Here is a 13711-nt window from a genome sequence, read left to right on the forward strand (position 1 = left end):
CGTGCTGCCCGCCGGCACCTTCACGTACAGCGAATCGCCCAACAAGGCCCGCTTCATCGCCACGCTGACCAAGACCTTCTGAGGTCTGGCCAGCCAGCCGAAAGGTGGGTGCGGCACGCCTGGGTCTGCCGCGCCCGGTCCATCCAACAGGAGAGAAATCATGAAGCTGATCACAGCCATCATCAAACCCTTCAAGCTCGACGAAGTGCGTGAAGCGCTGTCGGCCATCGGTGTGCAGGGCATCACCGTGACCGAAGTGAAGGGCTTCGGCCGCCAGAAGGGCCACACCGAGCTCTACCGTGGTGCCGAATACGTCGTCGACTTCCTGCCCAAGGTCAAGATCGAGGCGGCCGTGGCCGACGAACTGGTCGACCGCGTCATCGAGGCCGTCGAAAGCGCTGCACGCACCGGCAAGATCGGTGACGGCAAGATCTTCGTGTTCAACCTGGAGCAGGTCGTCCGCATCCGCACCGGCGAGACCGGCCGCGAGGCGCTGTAAACCGAGACGGCAGAAGAAGGCACAAGAAAGACCAAGATGAAGAAGTTCCTCGTATCCCTGGCGCTCGGCCTGAGCGTCCTCACGGCTGGCGTGTCCAGCTTCGCGCAGGCGCCAGCCGCCACGACGGAGGCGCCCGCTGCCTCCGCACCGGCCGCCGCCGCGCCGGCCGCCCCTGCTGCCGCTGCCGCCGCCGCACCCGCTGCTGCCGCACCGGCGGACGCCGCTGCCGCCGCTCCCGCGCCCAAGGTCGACAAGGGCGACGTCGCCTGGATGATGGTCGCCACCCTGTTGGTGATCCTGATGACCGTGCCCGGCCTGGCGCTGTTCTACGGCGGCCTGGTGCGCAGCAAGAACATGCTCAGCGTGCTGATGCAGGTGTTCGTCACCTTCTCGCTGATCGTCGTGCTCTGGTGCATCTACGGCTACAGCCTGGCGTTCACCGAAGGCAACTCCTTCATCGGCGGCTTCGACCGGCTGTTCCTGAAGGGCATCTTCGACCCCGCCACCGGCGTCTTCGCGCCCGGCGCCACCTTCAGCAAGGGTGTCTACATCCCCGAACTGCTGTTCGCCACCTTCCAGGCCACCTTCGCCGGCATCACCTGCTGCCTGATCGTGGGCGCCTTCGCCGAGCGTGCCAAGTTCTCCGGCGTGCTGGTCTTCATGGTGATCTGGTTCACCTTCAGCTATCTGCCGCTGGCCCACATGGTCTGGTTCTGGATGGGTCCGGACGCCTACACCGCCGCGGATGTGGTGGACGCCACCAACGCCAAGGCCGGCCTGATCTGGCAATGGGGCGCGCTGGACTTCGCAGGCGGCACCGTGGTGCACATCAACGCCGCCGTGGCCGGTCTGGTCGGTGCCTTCGTGATCGGCAAGCGCATCGGCTTCGGCAAGGAAGCCTTCACGCCGCACTCGCTGACGCTGACCATGGTCGGTGCCTCGCTGCTGTGGGTGGGCTGGTTCGGCTTCAACGCCGGCTCGGCGCTGGAAGCCGGCAACAGCGCCGTGCTCGCCTTCATGAACACCTTCTCCGCCACCGCCGCTGCCGTGCTGGCCTGGTCGCTGGGTGAAGCCCTGCACAAGGGCAAGGCCTCCATGCTGGGTGCCGCCTCCGGCGCCGTCGCCGGCCTGGTGGCCATCACCCCGGCCGCCGGCAACGTCGGCCTGATGGGCGCCATCGTGATCGGCTTCATCGCCGGCTTCGCCTGCCTGTGGGGTGTGAGCGGCCTCAAGCGCATGCTGGGTGCCGACGACTCGCTGGACGTGTTCGGCGTGCACGGCGTGGGCGGCATCGTGGGTGCCCTGCTGACCGGCGTGTTCAACACCCAGGCGCTCGGCGGCCCGGGCCTGGTGACCGACTGGGTCACGGCCACCGTCGGTTCCAACGGCATCGGCGCCCAGGTCTGGATCCAGCTCAAGGGCGTGCTGCTCACCATCGTGTGGTCCGCCGTGGTGGCCTTCATCGCCTACAAGATCGCCGACCTGACGGTGGGCCTGCGTGTGAGCGAAGAGGAAGAGCGCGAAGGCCTCGACATCACCGCCCACGGCGAGACGGCCTACAACCGCTGATCGGCCCACCGGTCACGCCGCCTCTCGCGGCGGCGTGACCCGACCACAAGTTTTTTTAGCGAGAGTCTCCTTTGGATGTTCGGCCCGCAAGCGCTTCGGCGTGAGCGGGCCATTTTTTTTTGCGCCCAATAATCCCGGCATGGCTGACCTCTTTCCCTCCGACGATCCCCAGGGCTGGACGGCCCTGCCGGGCAGCGACTGCGCGCTGGGCGAATCGCCTTTCTGGCATCCGGATGAGCGTGCGTTGTACTGGCTGGACATCCCGGGCCGGCAGGTGCTGCGCACGCGGGGTGACATCGCCCGCGGCCAGGCGGTGGTCGAGCGCTGGACCGTGCCGCAGGAGCCCGGCTGCATGGCGCCGGCCCGCCGGGGCGGCCTCGTGATCGCGCTGCGCGATGGCATCTACCGTGCCCACGAATGGGGCGGCGCGCTGCACTGCATCGCGCCCTTCGATCATGACGCGGCCACCATGCGCTTCAACGACGGCAAGTGCGATCCCCAGGGCCGGCTGTGGGCGGGCACGCTGCAGGAGCCCAAGGACCGGCCCATTGCCGCGCTCTACTGCATCGATGCCCGCGGTGGCGGCATGCCCCAGGTGCAGCGCATGGCCGGCGAGGCCATCACCGCCAACGGCCTGGTGCTGGTGCCCGAGCGGTCGCGCGTGTACTGGGCCGACACCAACGCCCACGCCATCCGGCAGTACGACTGGGTGGCCGAGCCGAACGCACTGGCCGGCGAGCGGCTCTGGCGGCAGTTCGACCCCAAGCCGGCGGGTTGGACTTCGGCATCGGGCCAGCCCTACGACGGCCGCCCCGATGGCGCCACGATGGACGCGGACGGTCGCTACTGGGTGGCGATGTTCGAGGGCGGTCAGTTGCAGGCGCTGGATGCGCAAGGCCGCACCACGGATGTGCTGCCCCTGCCCGCACGCTGTCCCACCATGCCCTGCTTTGGCGGCGACGACCTGCGCACGCTCTTCGTCACGACCGCCCGCAAGGGCCGCCCCACCGAAGAACTGGGCCGGCAGCCGATGGCCGGCCAGGTGCTCTGGCGGAGGATGGCCTCCCCCGGCCGCCCCGTGGCCTTCTTCGAGGACTGACAGGGTGTGAATCAAGGCACTGGCGCGGGGCCCTGACGTACCATCCCGCGGATGACCCCCGCCCAGTCCCAGATCGCCGAGCGTGTGCGCGCCGCGGCGGCCCAGAAGCGTCCTCTGCGCCTGCGCGGCGCGGGCACCAAGGATTTCCACGGCGGGCCGCTCGACGGCGAGGTGCTCGCGCTGGACGGGCTGGCCGGCGTCACCAGCTATGAGCCCAGCGAATTGGTCGTGACCGTGCAGGCCGGCACACCGCTGGCGCAACTGGAGGCGCTGCTCCAGGCCCACGGCCAGTGCCTGCCGTTCGAGCCGCCGCGCTTTGGCGAAGGCGGCACCGTCGGCGGCATGGTGTCGGCCGGCCTGGCGGGGCCGGCCCGCGCCAGCGTGGGCTCGGTGCGCGACTACGTGCTGGGCGCGAGCCTGATCAACGGCCGTGGCGAACTGCTGACCTTCGGCGGCCAGGTGATGAAGAACGTGGCGGGCTATGACGTTTCGCGCGTGCTGGCGGGCGCCTGGGGCACGCTGGGCGTGATCACCGAGGTGAGCCTCAAGGTGCTTCCGGTGGCGCCTGCAGAGGCGACGCGCGTCTTCGACTGCAGCCAGGCCGAAGCCCTGCGTCTGCTCAATGCCTGGGGTGGGCAGCCGCTGCCATTGAACGCGAGCGTGTGGCAGGCCGAGTCCGGCGCCACCGTGGGTCGCCTGCACCTGCGCCTGCGCGGCGCGGCGGCGGCCGTGCAGGCCGCGGGCCGGCAACTCGGCGGCGAGGTGCTGCCGGCCGATGCCGCCGAGGTCCTGTGGGGAAGCCTGCGCGACCAGCGCCATGCCTTCTTCACCGACGCCCTGGCGCTGGGCTGCGACCTGTGGCGTGCCAGCGTGCCGCAGACGGCGCCGTTGCTGGCGGGCGCCGGCCTGCCCCCGCCCCTGGTCGAGTGGCATGGCGGCCAGCGCTGGTATGCCCTGCCTCCGGGCGGTGCCGCCGCCTTGGTGGAGGCGGTGCGCGCGGCCGGAGGCTGGACGGCGGCCTTCCGCCCCGCCGCAGACCGGCGCGCCACGCCCGCGCCCCTGCCTCCCGCCCTGCTGACCATCCATCGCGCATTGAAGGTCGCCTTCGATCCGGCCGGTATCTTCAACCCGGGCCGCCTGGTGCCCGGCCTCTGAGCGCCCGACCTCCTCCATGCGCCGCCTGCGCCATCTGACCGGCCGCCACCGCGCCCCGTCGACGAACCGGGCGCTGGGACTGCTGCTGGCCTTCAACGCAGGCGCCATCAATGCGGGCGGTTTCCTGGTGTTGCACCGCTACACCTCGCACATGACCGGCTTCACCTCGCAGGTGGCCGATTCGCTGGTGCTGGGCGACATGACGCTGCTGCTGGGCGCCCTGGGTGCCATCCTGGCCTTCCTGGCCGGCGCGGCCACCGCCGCGATCCAGATCAACTGGGGCCGGCACTACCGGCTCGCGCATGTGTACGCGTTGCCGCTGCTGCTGGAGGCCGCGCTGATGCTGCCCTTCGGCCTCATGGGGGCGCTCACGCTCGGCTGGCACACGCCCTTCGCCGTTCCGCTGACGGTGCTGCTGCTGTCCTTCATCATGGGACTGCAGAACGCGCTGGCGTCCAAGATCTCGGGCGGAAAGATCCGCACCACCCACATGACCGGCAACTTCACCGACCTCGGCATCGAGCTGGGCAAGGCGCTGTACTGGAACCGCCGGCGAACCGACGCAACGCGCGTGCGGCCCAACCTGGAGCGGGTTCGCCTGTTCGGCGGCCTGATCCTGGCTTTCGTGACGGGCGGGCTGGCCGGGGCCACCGGCTTCAAGTACCTGGGCTTCATCTGCGTGCTGCCGCTGGCCGCGCTGCTGCTGTGGCTCTCGCTGCCGCCCTACCTGGACGACCTGCGCCACAACCAGGCCCTGCGCGCGTGGACCTTCGGCTGGCTGGGCCGGCTGCGGCTGCGCAGGCGTGGTGCCGCTTCCACCGGACCGCAGCCGCCGCAGCGGCCTCGCTCCTGAGCCGGCGCTGCGCCGCCCCACGACAGACACCTACCCCGAGACACGATGCAGACCGAACTCTCTCCCCAGTACCAGGGCACGCCCGAGGGCCGCGAGGCCGAGGCCATCCTGCGCAAGTGCGTCCACTGCGGCTTCTGCACCGCCACCTGCCCGACCTACCAACTGCTGGGCGACGAGCTCGACGGTCCGCGTGGGCGCATCTACCTCATCAAGCAGGTGCTCGAAGGCCGCACGCCCACGCGTGCCACGCAGCAGCACCTGGACCGCTGCCTCACCTGCCGCAACTGCGAAAGCACGTGCCCCAGCGGCGTGCAGTACGGCCACCTGGTGGACATCGGCCGCAAGATCGTGGACGAGCAGGTGCCGCGGCCGGCGGGCGAACGCGCCACGCGCTGGCTGCTCAAGGAAGGTCTGAACTCGCCGCTGTTCGCGCCGGCCATGAAGCTCGGCCAGGCCGTGCGCGGCCTGCTGCCGCCCAGCCTCAAGGCCAAGGTGCCGGCGCCGCGCGCCGCTGGCGCCTGGCCGCGCAACAGCCATGCGCGCAAGGCGCTGCTGCCCATGGGTTGCGTGCAGCCGGCCATGGCGCCCGCCATCGATGCGGCCACGGCCCGCGTGCTCGACGCGGCCGGCATCGAGGCGGTGGTGCCGCAGGCGGGCGGCTGCTGCGGTGCCATCCGCTTCCACCTGAACGACCAGGCGGGTGCGCTGGACCAGATGCGCGCCAACATCGACGCCTGGTGGCCGCTGCTGCAGGGCGGCGGCGTGGAGGCCATCGTCAGCAATGCCTCGGGCTGCGGCGCTGCGCTGAAGGACTACGGCCATGCGCTGGCGCACGACAGCGCCTATGCCGACAAGGCCCGCGAGGTCTCGCGCCTCACGCGCGACCTGGGCGAACTGCTGCCGGCCCTGGTGCCGCTGCTGCGCGAGCGCGTGAAGGCGCCACAGGGCGTGATCGCCTACCACCCGCCCTGCACGCTGCAGCACGGCCAGAAGCTGCGCGGCGGGGTCGAATCGGGCCTGCGGGCGCTGGGCTTCGACGTGCGCGTGACCCAGACCGAAAGCCACCTCTGCTGCGGCTCGGCCGGCACCTATTCGGTGCTGCAGCCCGAACTGTCGACGCAGCTGCGCGAACGCAAGCTGGGCCACCTGCAGCGCTTGCAGCCCGAGGCCGTGGCCTCGGCCAACATCGGCTGCATCACCCATCTTCAGGCGGGCACCGAACTGCCGGTTCGGCATTGGGTGGAGTGGCTGGACGAGGCGCTGCAGCCGCGGGATTGACGCGTCCCTGCGTCTTCCGGTGCCGACGCACGCCGGCGGGCGCTGCGGTCCGACAGGCGGCCGGGGCCGTCCGGCGCGAGGATTGCGCGCACTTTTCGAGGAGAACGCCATGCCTTCACGCCATCTTCTGCTGTCTGCCGTGCTCGCGGTCTCGGGCGCGGCGGGTCTTGCCCACGCACAGATGCCGCCGTGGACCGAGGCCGGTCAGGGCCGCTACGTGTGCGGAGGCATCGGCTCCGACGAATCCACCGCCATGCGCTCGGCGATGAAATCCCATCCGCTCTCGCTGCTCTTCGCGCGCGCGGATGGCGCCTATCTCGCCACCGTGGCGGTGGACATCCGGTCAGCGCAGGGTGGCCCCGGCCTCTCATTGCGCGCGGACGGTCCCGTCTGCCTGGTGGACCTGCCGGCGGGCGCCTATGTGGTGGAAGCCACCTTCGAAGGCCGCACCCAGCGGCGCGAGGTCAGCCTGGGCGGCGGCCCCAGGACGGCGGACTTCCGCTTCTGACGCCCCTCCGCGGGCCCATCCCGGTAGCCGGCCGCGTGACGAAACAGCGAGCAGGGTGACGCGAAGCGCGTCGATCCTCTGTCGAGTGGGGTTTCGGCGCGATGCGCCTGCATCGCCCGCTGCACGGCGGCATTCGCCTCCACTACACTTCGCGCCTCGCCATGGGGCGCGCATGGCGCGCCGACCTCGGCGCAGATCGAAGCAACTCTAGGAACCAATCTTGAACCGTCTCGAATTCATCGAAAAGATCGCCTCCGCCCATGACGTCTCCAAGGCCGAAGCCGGCCGCATCCTGGAGACCATCACCAGCAGCATCGTCACCGCAGTCAAGAAGGGCGACAGCGTGACCCTGGTGGGCTTCGGCACCTTCAAGCAGGTGGCACGCGCCGCCCGCACCGGCTTCAACCCGCAAGCCGGCGAGAAGATCAAGATCGCCGCCCAGAAGGTGCCGAAGTTCGTGCCGGGCGCCGCCTTCAAGGCCGCGGTCGATCCCAAGGCCGCCAAGCGCAAGGCCGACAAGGCCGAGAAGGCCGCCGCTGCCAAGCCGGCTGCCAAGAAGCCCGCTGCCAAGAAGGCCAAGAAGGCCTGATGACGCGGGGGCACCTTCGCGGTGCCCGTGCAAAGAACAAGAGGCCCTTCGGGGCCTCTTTGCATTGGGTGTGCGGGCTTTCCGTTCGATGAAAGCCCGCGACCGCCTTCTCAGTGCTGATGGCCACCGCTGCCCGCTGCAGCGGCTGGCGCGGCGCGCACCGGCAGCTGCACCTCGCGCGTGGATTCGTTGCCCTGCGCATCCTTGAAGCGCAGCGTCAGCGGCAGCGTACTGCCGACGGGCAGCGGCTGCTTCAGGTCCATCAGCATCACATGCAGGCCGCCGGGGCGCAGCTCGACCGTCTGGCGCGCGGGCAGCGCCAGTTCGTCGACGGCGCGCATCCGCATGTGGTCGCCCTGCATCGACATCTCATGCACCTCGGCGATGCCGGCGACCGGCGTACTGGCGCCGATCAGGCGCGCGCCCGACGGTGCCTGCAGCTTCATGAAAGCGCCGGTGCCGCTCTGCCCGGCCACGGCCATGCGGGCCCAGCCGTCACGCACGTCCACAGCCGCCACGCCGCGCGGCAGCACGTCCAGCTTCGCGGCGGGCAGGGGCAGCTTCTCGTCGGCTGCGCCCGTGGGCAGCTGGGCCCAGTCGCTGCTGCCCACGTCGCAGCCCTGCAGCACCTTGAAGTACAGCGGGCCGGGCTTGTCGGGCAGGCGGCCGCGCAGCACGAATTCGGTCTTCTGGTCGGCAGGTACGGCGGTGCCTGCGCTGGTGGCGGTCCAGCGCACCACGGCCTCGTTGCCGCTGCGCGTCTGCTCGATGCTCCAGCCGGGGCGCGCAGGCACGTCCTTCAGCGCGAAGCCCTGCGGCAGGCGCACGGTGAGGGCGTTGGTGAGCGTGGCGTCCTTGCAGGCATGGCCGACGCGGAAGGCGGCCTCGTAGTCGGTGCCGACGGTGGCGCCGCCGGGCGGCAGCGTCACGTGGGCGATGGCGCTGCTGCCGGTGCCGGCCAGCAGGGCGAGGGCGAGAAGAGGGCGGTTGAAGCGGCTCATGGTTCGGGTCTCCGGAGGATGGGGTGGATCACAGGTCCCACTGCAGCGACGCGGTGTAGGTGCGCTGCGGGTAGGGGTGGAAGTTCCAGTACTGGGCGTTGTTGAGGTTGTCGATGCCAAAGGCCGCCGAGAGGTGGCGGTCGATCTGCCAGCGCACGCGGGTGTCGACGGTGAAGTACCTGCTGGCGCCGAAATAGGCGTCGGCGTTGACGTCGCTGTTGTCCAGGTTGGAGTACTGGCGCCCGCTGTATCGGGCGGCTACGGTGAAGGACCAGCGGTCGGTGGGGCGGTAGGTGGCATACACGGTGGAGCGCCAGCGCGGCACACGCGGCTGCCACTTGCCCACGCTTGCGGGGTTGTTGGCATTGGCCACCGTCTTCGAGTCGGCGAAGGTCAGGCTGCCGCCCAGGTCCAACCCGCGCATGAACACGTTCGTGCCGGTGTAGGCCAGTTCCACGCCCGTGGTGCGCACCTTGTCCACGTTCTGCACGCGCGAGGTGGTGGTGCCGGGCACCAGCTGGCTGAAGAGCGCGTCGTGCGTGGTCTCGTGGAAGAGCGTGGCGCGCAGCAGGCCGTTGCCCAGGTCCTTCTCGGCGCTGAGTTCGCCGGTCCAGGACTTCTCGGGCTTGAGCGTCGGGTCGTTGACGAAGGACAACGTGCCACTGGTGGCGCCGTACAGCTCGCCCACGGTCGGAAAGCGCACCGCGCGGCCGACCGAGGCCTTGATCACCGTGTCGTCGGTGGCCTGGAAGGCGAGGGCGGCCTTGGGCGAAAGGTGCGATTCGCTGCGGCGCGCATAGCGCAGGGTGCTGGTGGCGCTGGCGCTCAGGCCGTTCTCAGCCTGCCAGTCCTCCCAACGCAGGCCAAGCACGGCCTTCCAGCGCGGGGCGAAGCGCCAGGCGTCCTGCGCCCAGGCGCTCATGGTTTGCGTGCGACCGCCCACGTTGCTGACCAGGGAGAGCGGGTTGACCGCGCCGTCGATCCAGCTGCCGACGACGTTGTTCTTGGCGATGGACAGCCTGTAGGCATCGCGGCCGATGCCGAAGTCCACGATGTGCGCGCCCTGCAGGCCCTGGGGACGCCAGGTGCCCTTGGCGGCCAGGGTGTTCCAGCCGGTGCCGTCCTGGTCCTGCAGCGTGCCTGCCCCGCCGTAGGCGGCGAGCGGCAGTGCCACCGTGGGCGCGCGTTGCTGGTCCTTGCGGTAGTCGTACAGGCTGGCCGCGAGCTCCCAGTCGAACACGCCTTCGGTACGGCTCTTGAGCGACAGGCCGTGCATCAGATGCGTCTGGTCGTCGTTGGTCAGCGGGAAGGCCGTGGGCGCGAGCGTGTAGCTGCGGCCCTGGATGTTGACCGTGCCGCTGTACACCGGCAGGCCGTTGGGCCCCGTGAGGTAGCTGGCCGGACGGCCTTCCGAACTGTTCTGCCACCAGCCCAGCGTGTAGCTGGCGCGCAGCGTGGGCGTGATGTCGTAGGCCAGCTTGAGCTTGGCCTGGTCCTGCACGGTCTGGTAGGCCGTGCCGGTCCCCAGGATGTACCAGGGCGTGTTGGTGGTGTTCCGTCCGCCGACCCAGCCCGTCACCGGCGTACCGGCACGACCGGGTGTGCCCGAGGCGACAGTGGCCGTGGTGAAGGTCAGCGGCTGGCCTTCGCTGCGGGTGCGGTTGAGGTGGATCCACCAGGACCAGTCGCCCGCCCGACTGCCCAGCGAGGCGCTGGTCTGCCAGCTGTTGAAGGTCGCATCGGTGTTGTAGAGCTGGTTGGGCTGCGACGAGTAGCCGGCGCTCACATGCGCTTCGAGCTTCGTCGGCATGCGCGTCACGTAGTCCACAACCGCGCCGGCCGAATTGCCCGGGTAGGCGGCCGAGAAAGGCCCGTACATCACGTCCACCCGCTCGATCTCCTCGGGCGAGACCAGGCCCCAGCGCGGTGCGAAGTTGGTGCCGTTGGCGATGCCGTTGCCCAGGTAGTTGGACAGCAGGATGCCGTCCGCATACACCGCCGAGCGCGCGCTGTTGCCGGTGCCCGAGGCGCGGGTCGAGAGGATCGCGTGGTTGTAGTCGCCGATGTAGCGCTTGCGCACGAGCAGGCTGGGCAGGTACTTGAGCGCGTCCTCGCTGTCGGTGGCATTGATGCGCGTGGCGATCTCCTCGCGCGTGACGCCTTCGATGGTGGTCGGGATCTGCGTGGGCAGCGACGTGGGCTGGCCGCCCGTGACGGTGACCACGCCCAGCGACTTGACGCGCTCGGGCGCGTCGGCAGCGGCCGTGCCGGCCTGCTGCGCGAGTGTGCCCAGGGGCAAGACCAGCGGCAGCGAGAGGCCGGCGCGCAGGGCCAGCCGCGGGTAGCGGGCGCGACGTTGGGCGCGCGGGAACGATGGAAGTTTCATGAGAAGGCCTGGCGGCCGCGCAGCCGATGGCCGGAGTCGGTCCGGAACGGGCTGGCGCGGTGAGCTGTCGTTCGGGTTCGCACCGGGCATGCGGCGGTGGGCGCTGGGCTCAGGGGCCAGCACCGCTGCGCCGCGAGTCAGCGCCGCGGGCGAACGGGAGGGGAACAGATCAGTGCAAGGCGGGTGGCCCGCGCGCCGGCAGGGGCGCGGCCGTGGCCGCTGCGAGGCGGGCGGCCTCGATCGGCTGCAGGGCCACGCCCAGGGGCTGGGCCTGGGGCAGTCGCAGCACCGGTGTCGCGGGCGGCGGTGCGCCCATGGAGACGCACAGCGGGCAGTCCATGTGCGTGGCGCCCATCTCCTGGACGCCGTCGTCAGTCTTCACCACCACCTTGACGGCGCCCATCGCCGAGCAGACCAGTTCCATGGCCTGCGGGTGCACCAGCGGCGACGCGATCGCCGCACCCATCGACAGGGCCAACCACAGCAGCACCGCTCGACCGAGCAGGCCGCGGGCAAGGCGATGGAGGGTGCAGGCGAAGAAGGGCATGGGTGAGCGGACCATTCTAGGAGTGGCCTTCGCGCGAGGCGGTGGACTTTTTGTCCGAGGGTCCTGAACGGGCTCACTCCTTTCGCCCTGCGCTTCGCTTGTCGAAGGGCAGAACGGTTCGCAGGCCCTGTACGTGTTGCCGATCCGCCAAGGGGCGTGCCGTCGCGGGCCTGCGTGCCGGCTCAGCCCGCGCCCAGCGCCGCCTCGATGTCCGCGGCGATGGACTCCGGCTTGTCCAGCGGCGCATAGCGGCGGATCACCTGCCCGTCGCGGCCCACCAGAAACTTGGTGAAGTTCCACTTGATGGCCTGTGTGCCCAGCAGGCCGGGCTTCTCGCTGGTGAGCCAACGATACAGCGGCGCCGCGTTGGCACCGTTGACATCGATCTTCTCCATCATCGGAAAGCTCACGCCGTAGTTGCGCTGGCAGAAGCTGCCGATCTCCTCGGCCGAGCCGGGCTCCTGCCCGCCGAACTGGTTGCAGGGAAAGCCCAGCACCGCGAAGCCGCGGTCCTGGAAGCGGGCATGCAAAGCTTCCAGCCCACCCAGCTGCGGCGTGAAGCCGCACTGGCTGGCCGTGTTGACCACCAGCACCACCTGCCCGCGGAACTCGCCCAGCGAGACCGGCGTGCCGTCGAGCCGGCGAACCTCGAAGTCATGAAGCGTCGTCATTTGCATCTCCTCGGTCGGTGCGTGTGGTTGGTCTATGGATGGCTTGCCCGTTCAGGGGGCCACGGAGCAGGCCATGCCAGTGCACCCGCGGAACCGGCTCCGCCGGGCCGCCGGGTGCGCCCCTTGAGGGGGGAGGCGGCTACACGAAGTGAGCAAGCAACGGGGGTGGTCAATGATGCTTGTCGCTGCGCGCGATTTCTAGAAGGCGCTGCACCTCTTCGCCATGCACCTTCAGGTTGCGCTGGTGCCAGCGGCGGATGATCTCCATGAAGCCGGCGACCACGATGCCGAAGGCCGTGATGGCGCCGAAGGCCGACAGGCCCAGGCCCGTGCAGGCGCTGTAGAAGGCCCCCAGCAGAAGGATGCAGGCCTGCTCGTTGAAGTTCTGCACCGCGATCGAGCGGCCCGCGCCCATCAGGTTGTGCCCCCGGTGCTGCAGAAGCGCATTCATCGGCACCACCAGGAAGCCGCCCAACCCGCCCAGCAGGATCAGGAAGGGGATCGCCACCCACACATTCGAGATGAAGTTCATCGCGATCACCAGCAGGCCCATGCCGATGCCCAGCGGGATCACCTGCGTCGCCATGTCCAGCCGCATGCGCACCGAGGCCACCACGGCCCCCACCGCAGTGCCGATGGCCACCACGCCGGTCAGCGCCGAGGCCTGCGGTGTGCTGTAGCCCAGGGCCAGCGAGGCCCAGGCCAGCACGATGTACTTGAGGTTGCCGCCGGCGCCCCAGAAGAGCGTGGTGGTGGCCAGCGAGATCTGGCCCAGCTTGTCGCGCCACAGCCGTGCGTTGCATTGCCAGAAGTCCGGCAGCAGCGCGACCAGGTTGCCCACGAAGCTGCGGTTGGGGTCCGAGCGCAGCGGCCGCATGGCCACGCCGGTGTGTGGAATGCGTGTGTTGAACCAAGCTGCCAGCGCGTAGACGGCGATCAGCACGGTGATGGCCGCTTCGGGTGGCGTGTCGATGCCGGTGTCGATGAAAGGCAGGTCGAGGGCCAGGAGCTTGCTGGAGACGGGCCCGCCCACCAGCAGCCCACCAAGCACGATGCCCAGGATGATCGAAGCGATGGTCAGCCCTTCGATCCATCCATTGGCCTTGACCAGCTGCGAGGCCGGCAGCAGTTCGGTCAGGATGCCGTACTTGGCCGGCGAATAGGCCGCCGCACCCAGGCCCACCACCGCATAGGCCGCCAGGGGGTGGCTGCCGAACAGCATCATCAGACAGCCCATCACCTTGATGGCATTGCTGATGAACATCACCTTGCCCTTGGGCAGCGCGTCGGCAAAGGCACCCACCAGCGGTGCCAGGGCCACGTAGAAGATGGCGAAGATCGGCACCAGCGCCGCGCGTTGCCATTCCGGAGAGCCCGCGGTCCGCAGCAGTTCGACGGCAGCCACGAAAAGCGCTTGGTCGGCCAGCGACGAAAAGAACTGGGCCGACATGATGGTGTAGAAGCCGCGCTTCATCGATGGGGCTGGCTGGCCATGTGCAGGCTCGAGGCTGTATACAAAAAATCCCCGGGGTCGGGGGCCCGTGGTTATAGCACGC

General features: G+C 69.8%; 14 protein-coding genes. 8 read left to right on the top strand and 6 right to left on the bottom strand.

Going from position 1 to position 13711, the window contains the following annotated elements; genetic code table 11:
- A partial coding sequence (locus BXA03_RS27170; protein WP_234983651.1) for a hypothetical protein occupies positions 1-180 on the bottom strand: 180 nt, incomplete at its 3' end.
- On the opposite strand from BXA03_RS27170, the gene glnK reads away from it, so the two are divergent.
- From glnK to BXA03_RS09885, 8 genes are all read left to right on the top strand, one after another.
- Positions 161-499 carry a P-II family nitrogen regulator gene (gene glnK, locus BXA03_RS09850; protein WP_017762018.1) on the top strand — a complete coding sequence of 113 codons (339 nt, stop codon included), beginning with the start codon at positions 161-163 and terminating at the stop codon, positions 497-499. The genes BXA03_RS27170 and glnK overlap by 20 nt on opposite strands.
- Before the next feature lie 36 nt (positions 500-535).
- Entirely contained in the window at positions 536-2068 is a 1533-nt protein-coding gene (locus BXA03_RS09855) for an ammonium transporter (protein WP_200803369.1), read from the top strand.
- A gap of 139 nt (positions 2069-2207) precedes the next feature.
- Complete coding sequence (locus tag BXA03_RS09860) at positions 2208-3167, top strand: SMP-30/gluconolactonase/LRE family protein (RefSeq protein WP_076506824.1); 960 nt, start codon at positions 2208-2210, stop codon at positions 3165-3167.
- Between the two features lie 51 nt (positions 3168-3218).
- Complete coding sequence (gene glcE, locus BXA03_RS09865) at positions 3219-4322, top strand: glycolate oxidase subunit GlcE (RefSeq protein WP_076506827.1); 1104 nt, start codon at positions 3219-3221, stop codon at positions 4320-4322.
- A gap of 16 nt (positions 4323-4338) precedes the next feature.
- A complete protein-coding gene (locus BXA03_RS09870; protein ID WP_083716006.1) occupies positions 4339-5175 on the top strand; it encodes a YoaK family protein in 837 nt (278 codons plus the stop codon).
- Positions 5176-5220: 45 nt separating this feature from the next.
- Positions 5221-6453 carry a glycolate oxidase subunit GlcF gene (gene glcF / locus BXA03_RS09875; protein WP_076506830.1) on the top strand — a complete coding sequence of 411 codons (1233 nt, stop codon included), beginning with the start codon at positions 5221-5223 and terminating at the stop codon, positions 6451-6453.
- 109 nt (positions 6454-6562) lie between these two features.
- The gene (locus tag BXA03_RS09880) at positions 6563-6961 is read left to right on the top strand and encodes a carboxypeptidase regulatory-like domain-containing protein (RefSeq protein WP_143476274.1); all 399 of its coding nucleotides are present in this window, start codon (positions 6563-6565) and stop codon (positions 6959-6961) included.
- Between the two features lie 220 nt (positions 6962-7181).
- The gene (locus BXA03_RS09885; RefSeq protein WP_017757950.1) at positions 7182-7550 is read left to right on the top strand and encodes an HU family DNA-binding protein; all 369 of its coding nucleotides are present in this window, start codon (positions 7182-7184) and stop codon (positions 7548-7550) included.
- Positions 7551-7660: 110 nt separating this feature from the next.
- On the opposite strand, the gene BXA03_RS09890 is transcribed toward BXA03_RS09885, so the two are convergent.
- From BXA03_RS09890 to lplT, 5 genes are all read right to left on the bottom strand, one after another.
- Positions 7661-8551, bottom strand: coding sequence for a copper chaperone PCu(A)C domain-containing protein (locus BXA03_RS09890; RefSeq protein WP_076506835.1), 891 nt, complete (start codon positions 8549-8551; stop codon positions 7661-7663).
- A 28-nt stretch (positions 8552-8579) separates the two neighbouring features.
- Positions 8580-10937 (bottom strand): TonB-dependent receptor, encoded by a 2358-nt coding sequence (locus BXA03_RS09895; protein WP_076506838.1) that lies wholly within the window; start codon positions 10935-10937, stop codon positions 8580-8582.
- Between the two features lie 169 nt (positions 10938-11106).
- Positions 11107-11484 (bottom strand): DUF2946 family protein, encoded by a 378-nt coding sequence (locus tag BXA03_RS09900; protein ID WP_083716007.1) that lies wholly within the window; start codon positions 11482-11484, stop codon positions 11107-11109.
- A gap of 182 nt (positions 11485-11666) precedes the next feature.
- Positions 11667-12155, bottom strand: coding sequence for a glutathione peroxidase (locus BXA03_RS09905; protein ID WP_076506843.1), 489 nt, complete (start codon positions 12153-12155; stop codon positions 11667-11669).
- Between the two features lie 169 nt (positions 12156-12324).
- Positions 12325-13629, bottom strand: coding sequence for a lysophospholipid transporter LplT (gene lplT, locus BXA03_RS09910; RefSeq protein WP_076506846.1), 1305 nt, complete (start codon positions 13627-13629; stop codon positions 12325-12327).
- Positions 13630-13711 lie beyond the last annotated feature (82 nt).

Source organism: Pseudacidovorax sp. RU35E, assembly GCF_900156165.1.
Lineage (GTDB): Bacteria > Pseudomonadota > Gammaproteobacteria > Burkholderiales > Burkholderiaceae_C > Xenophilus.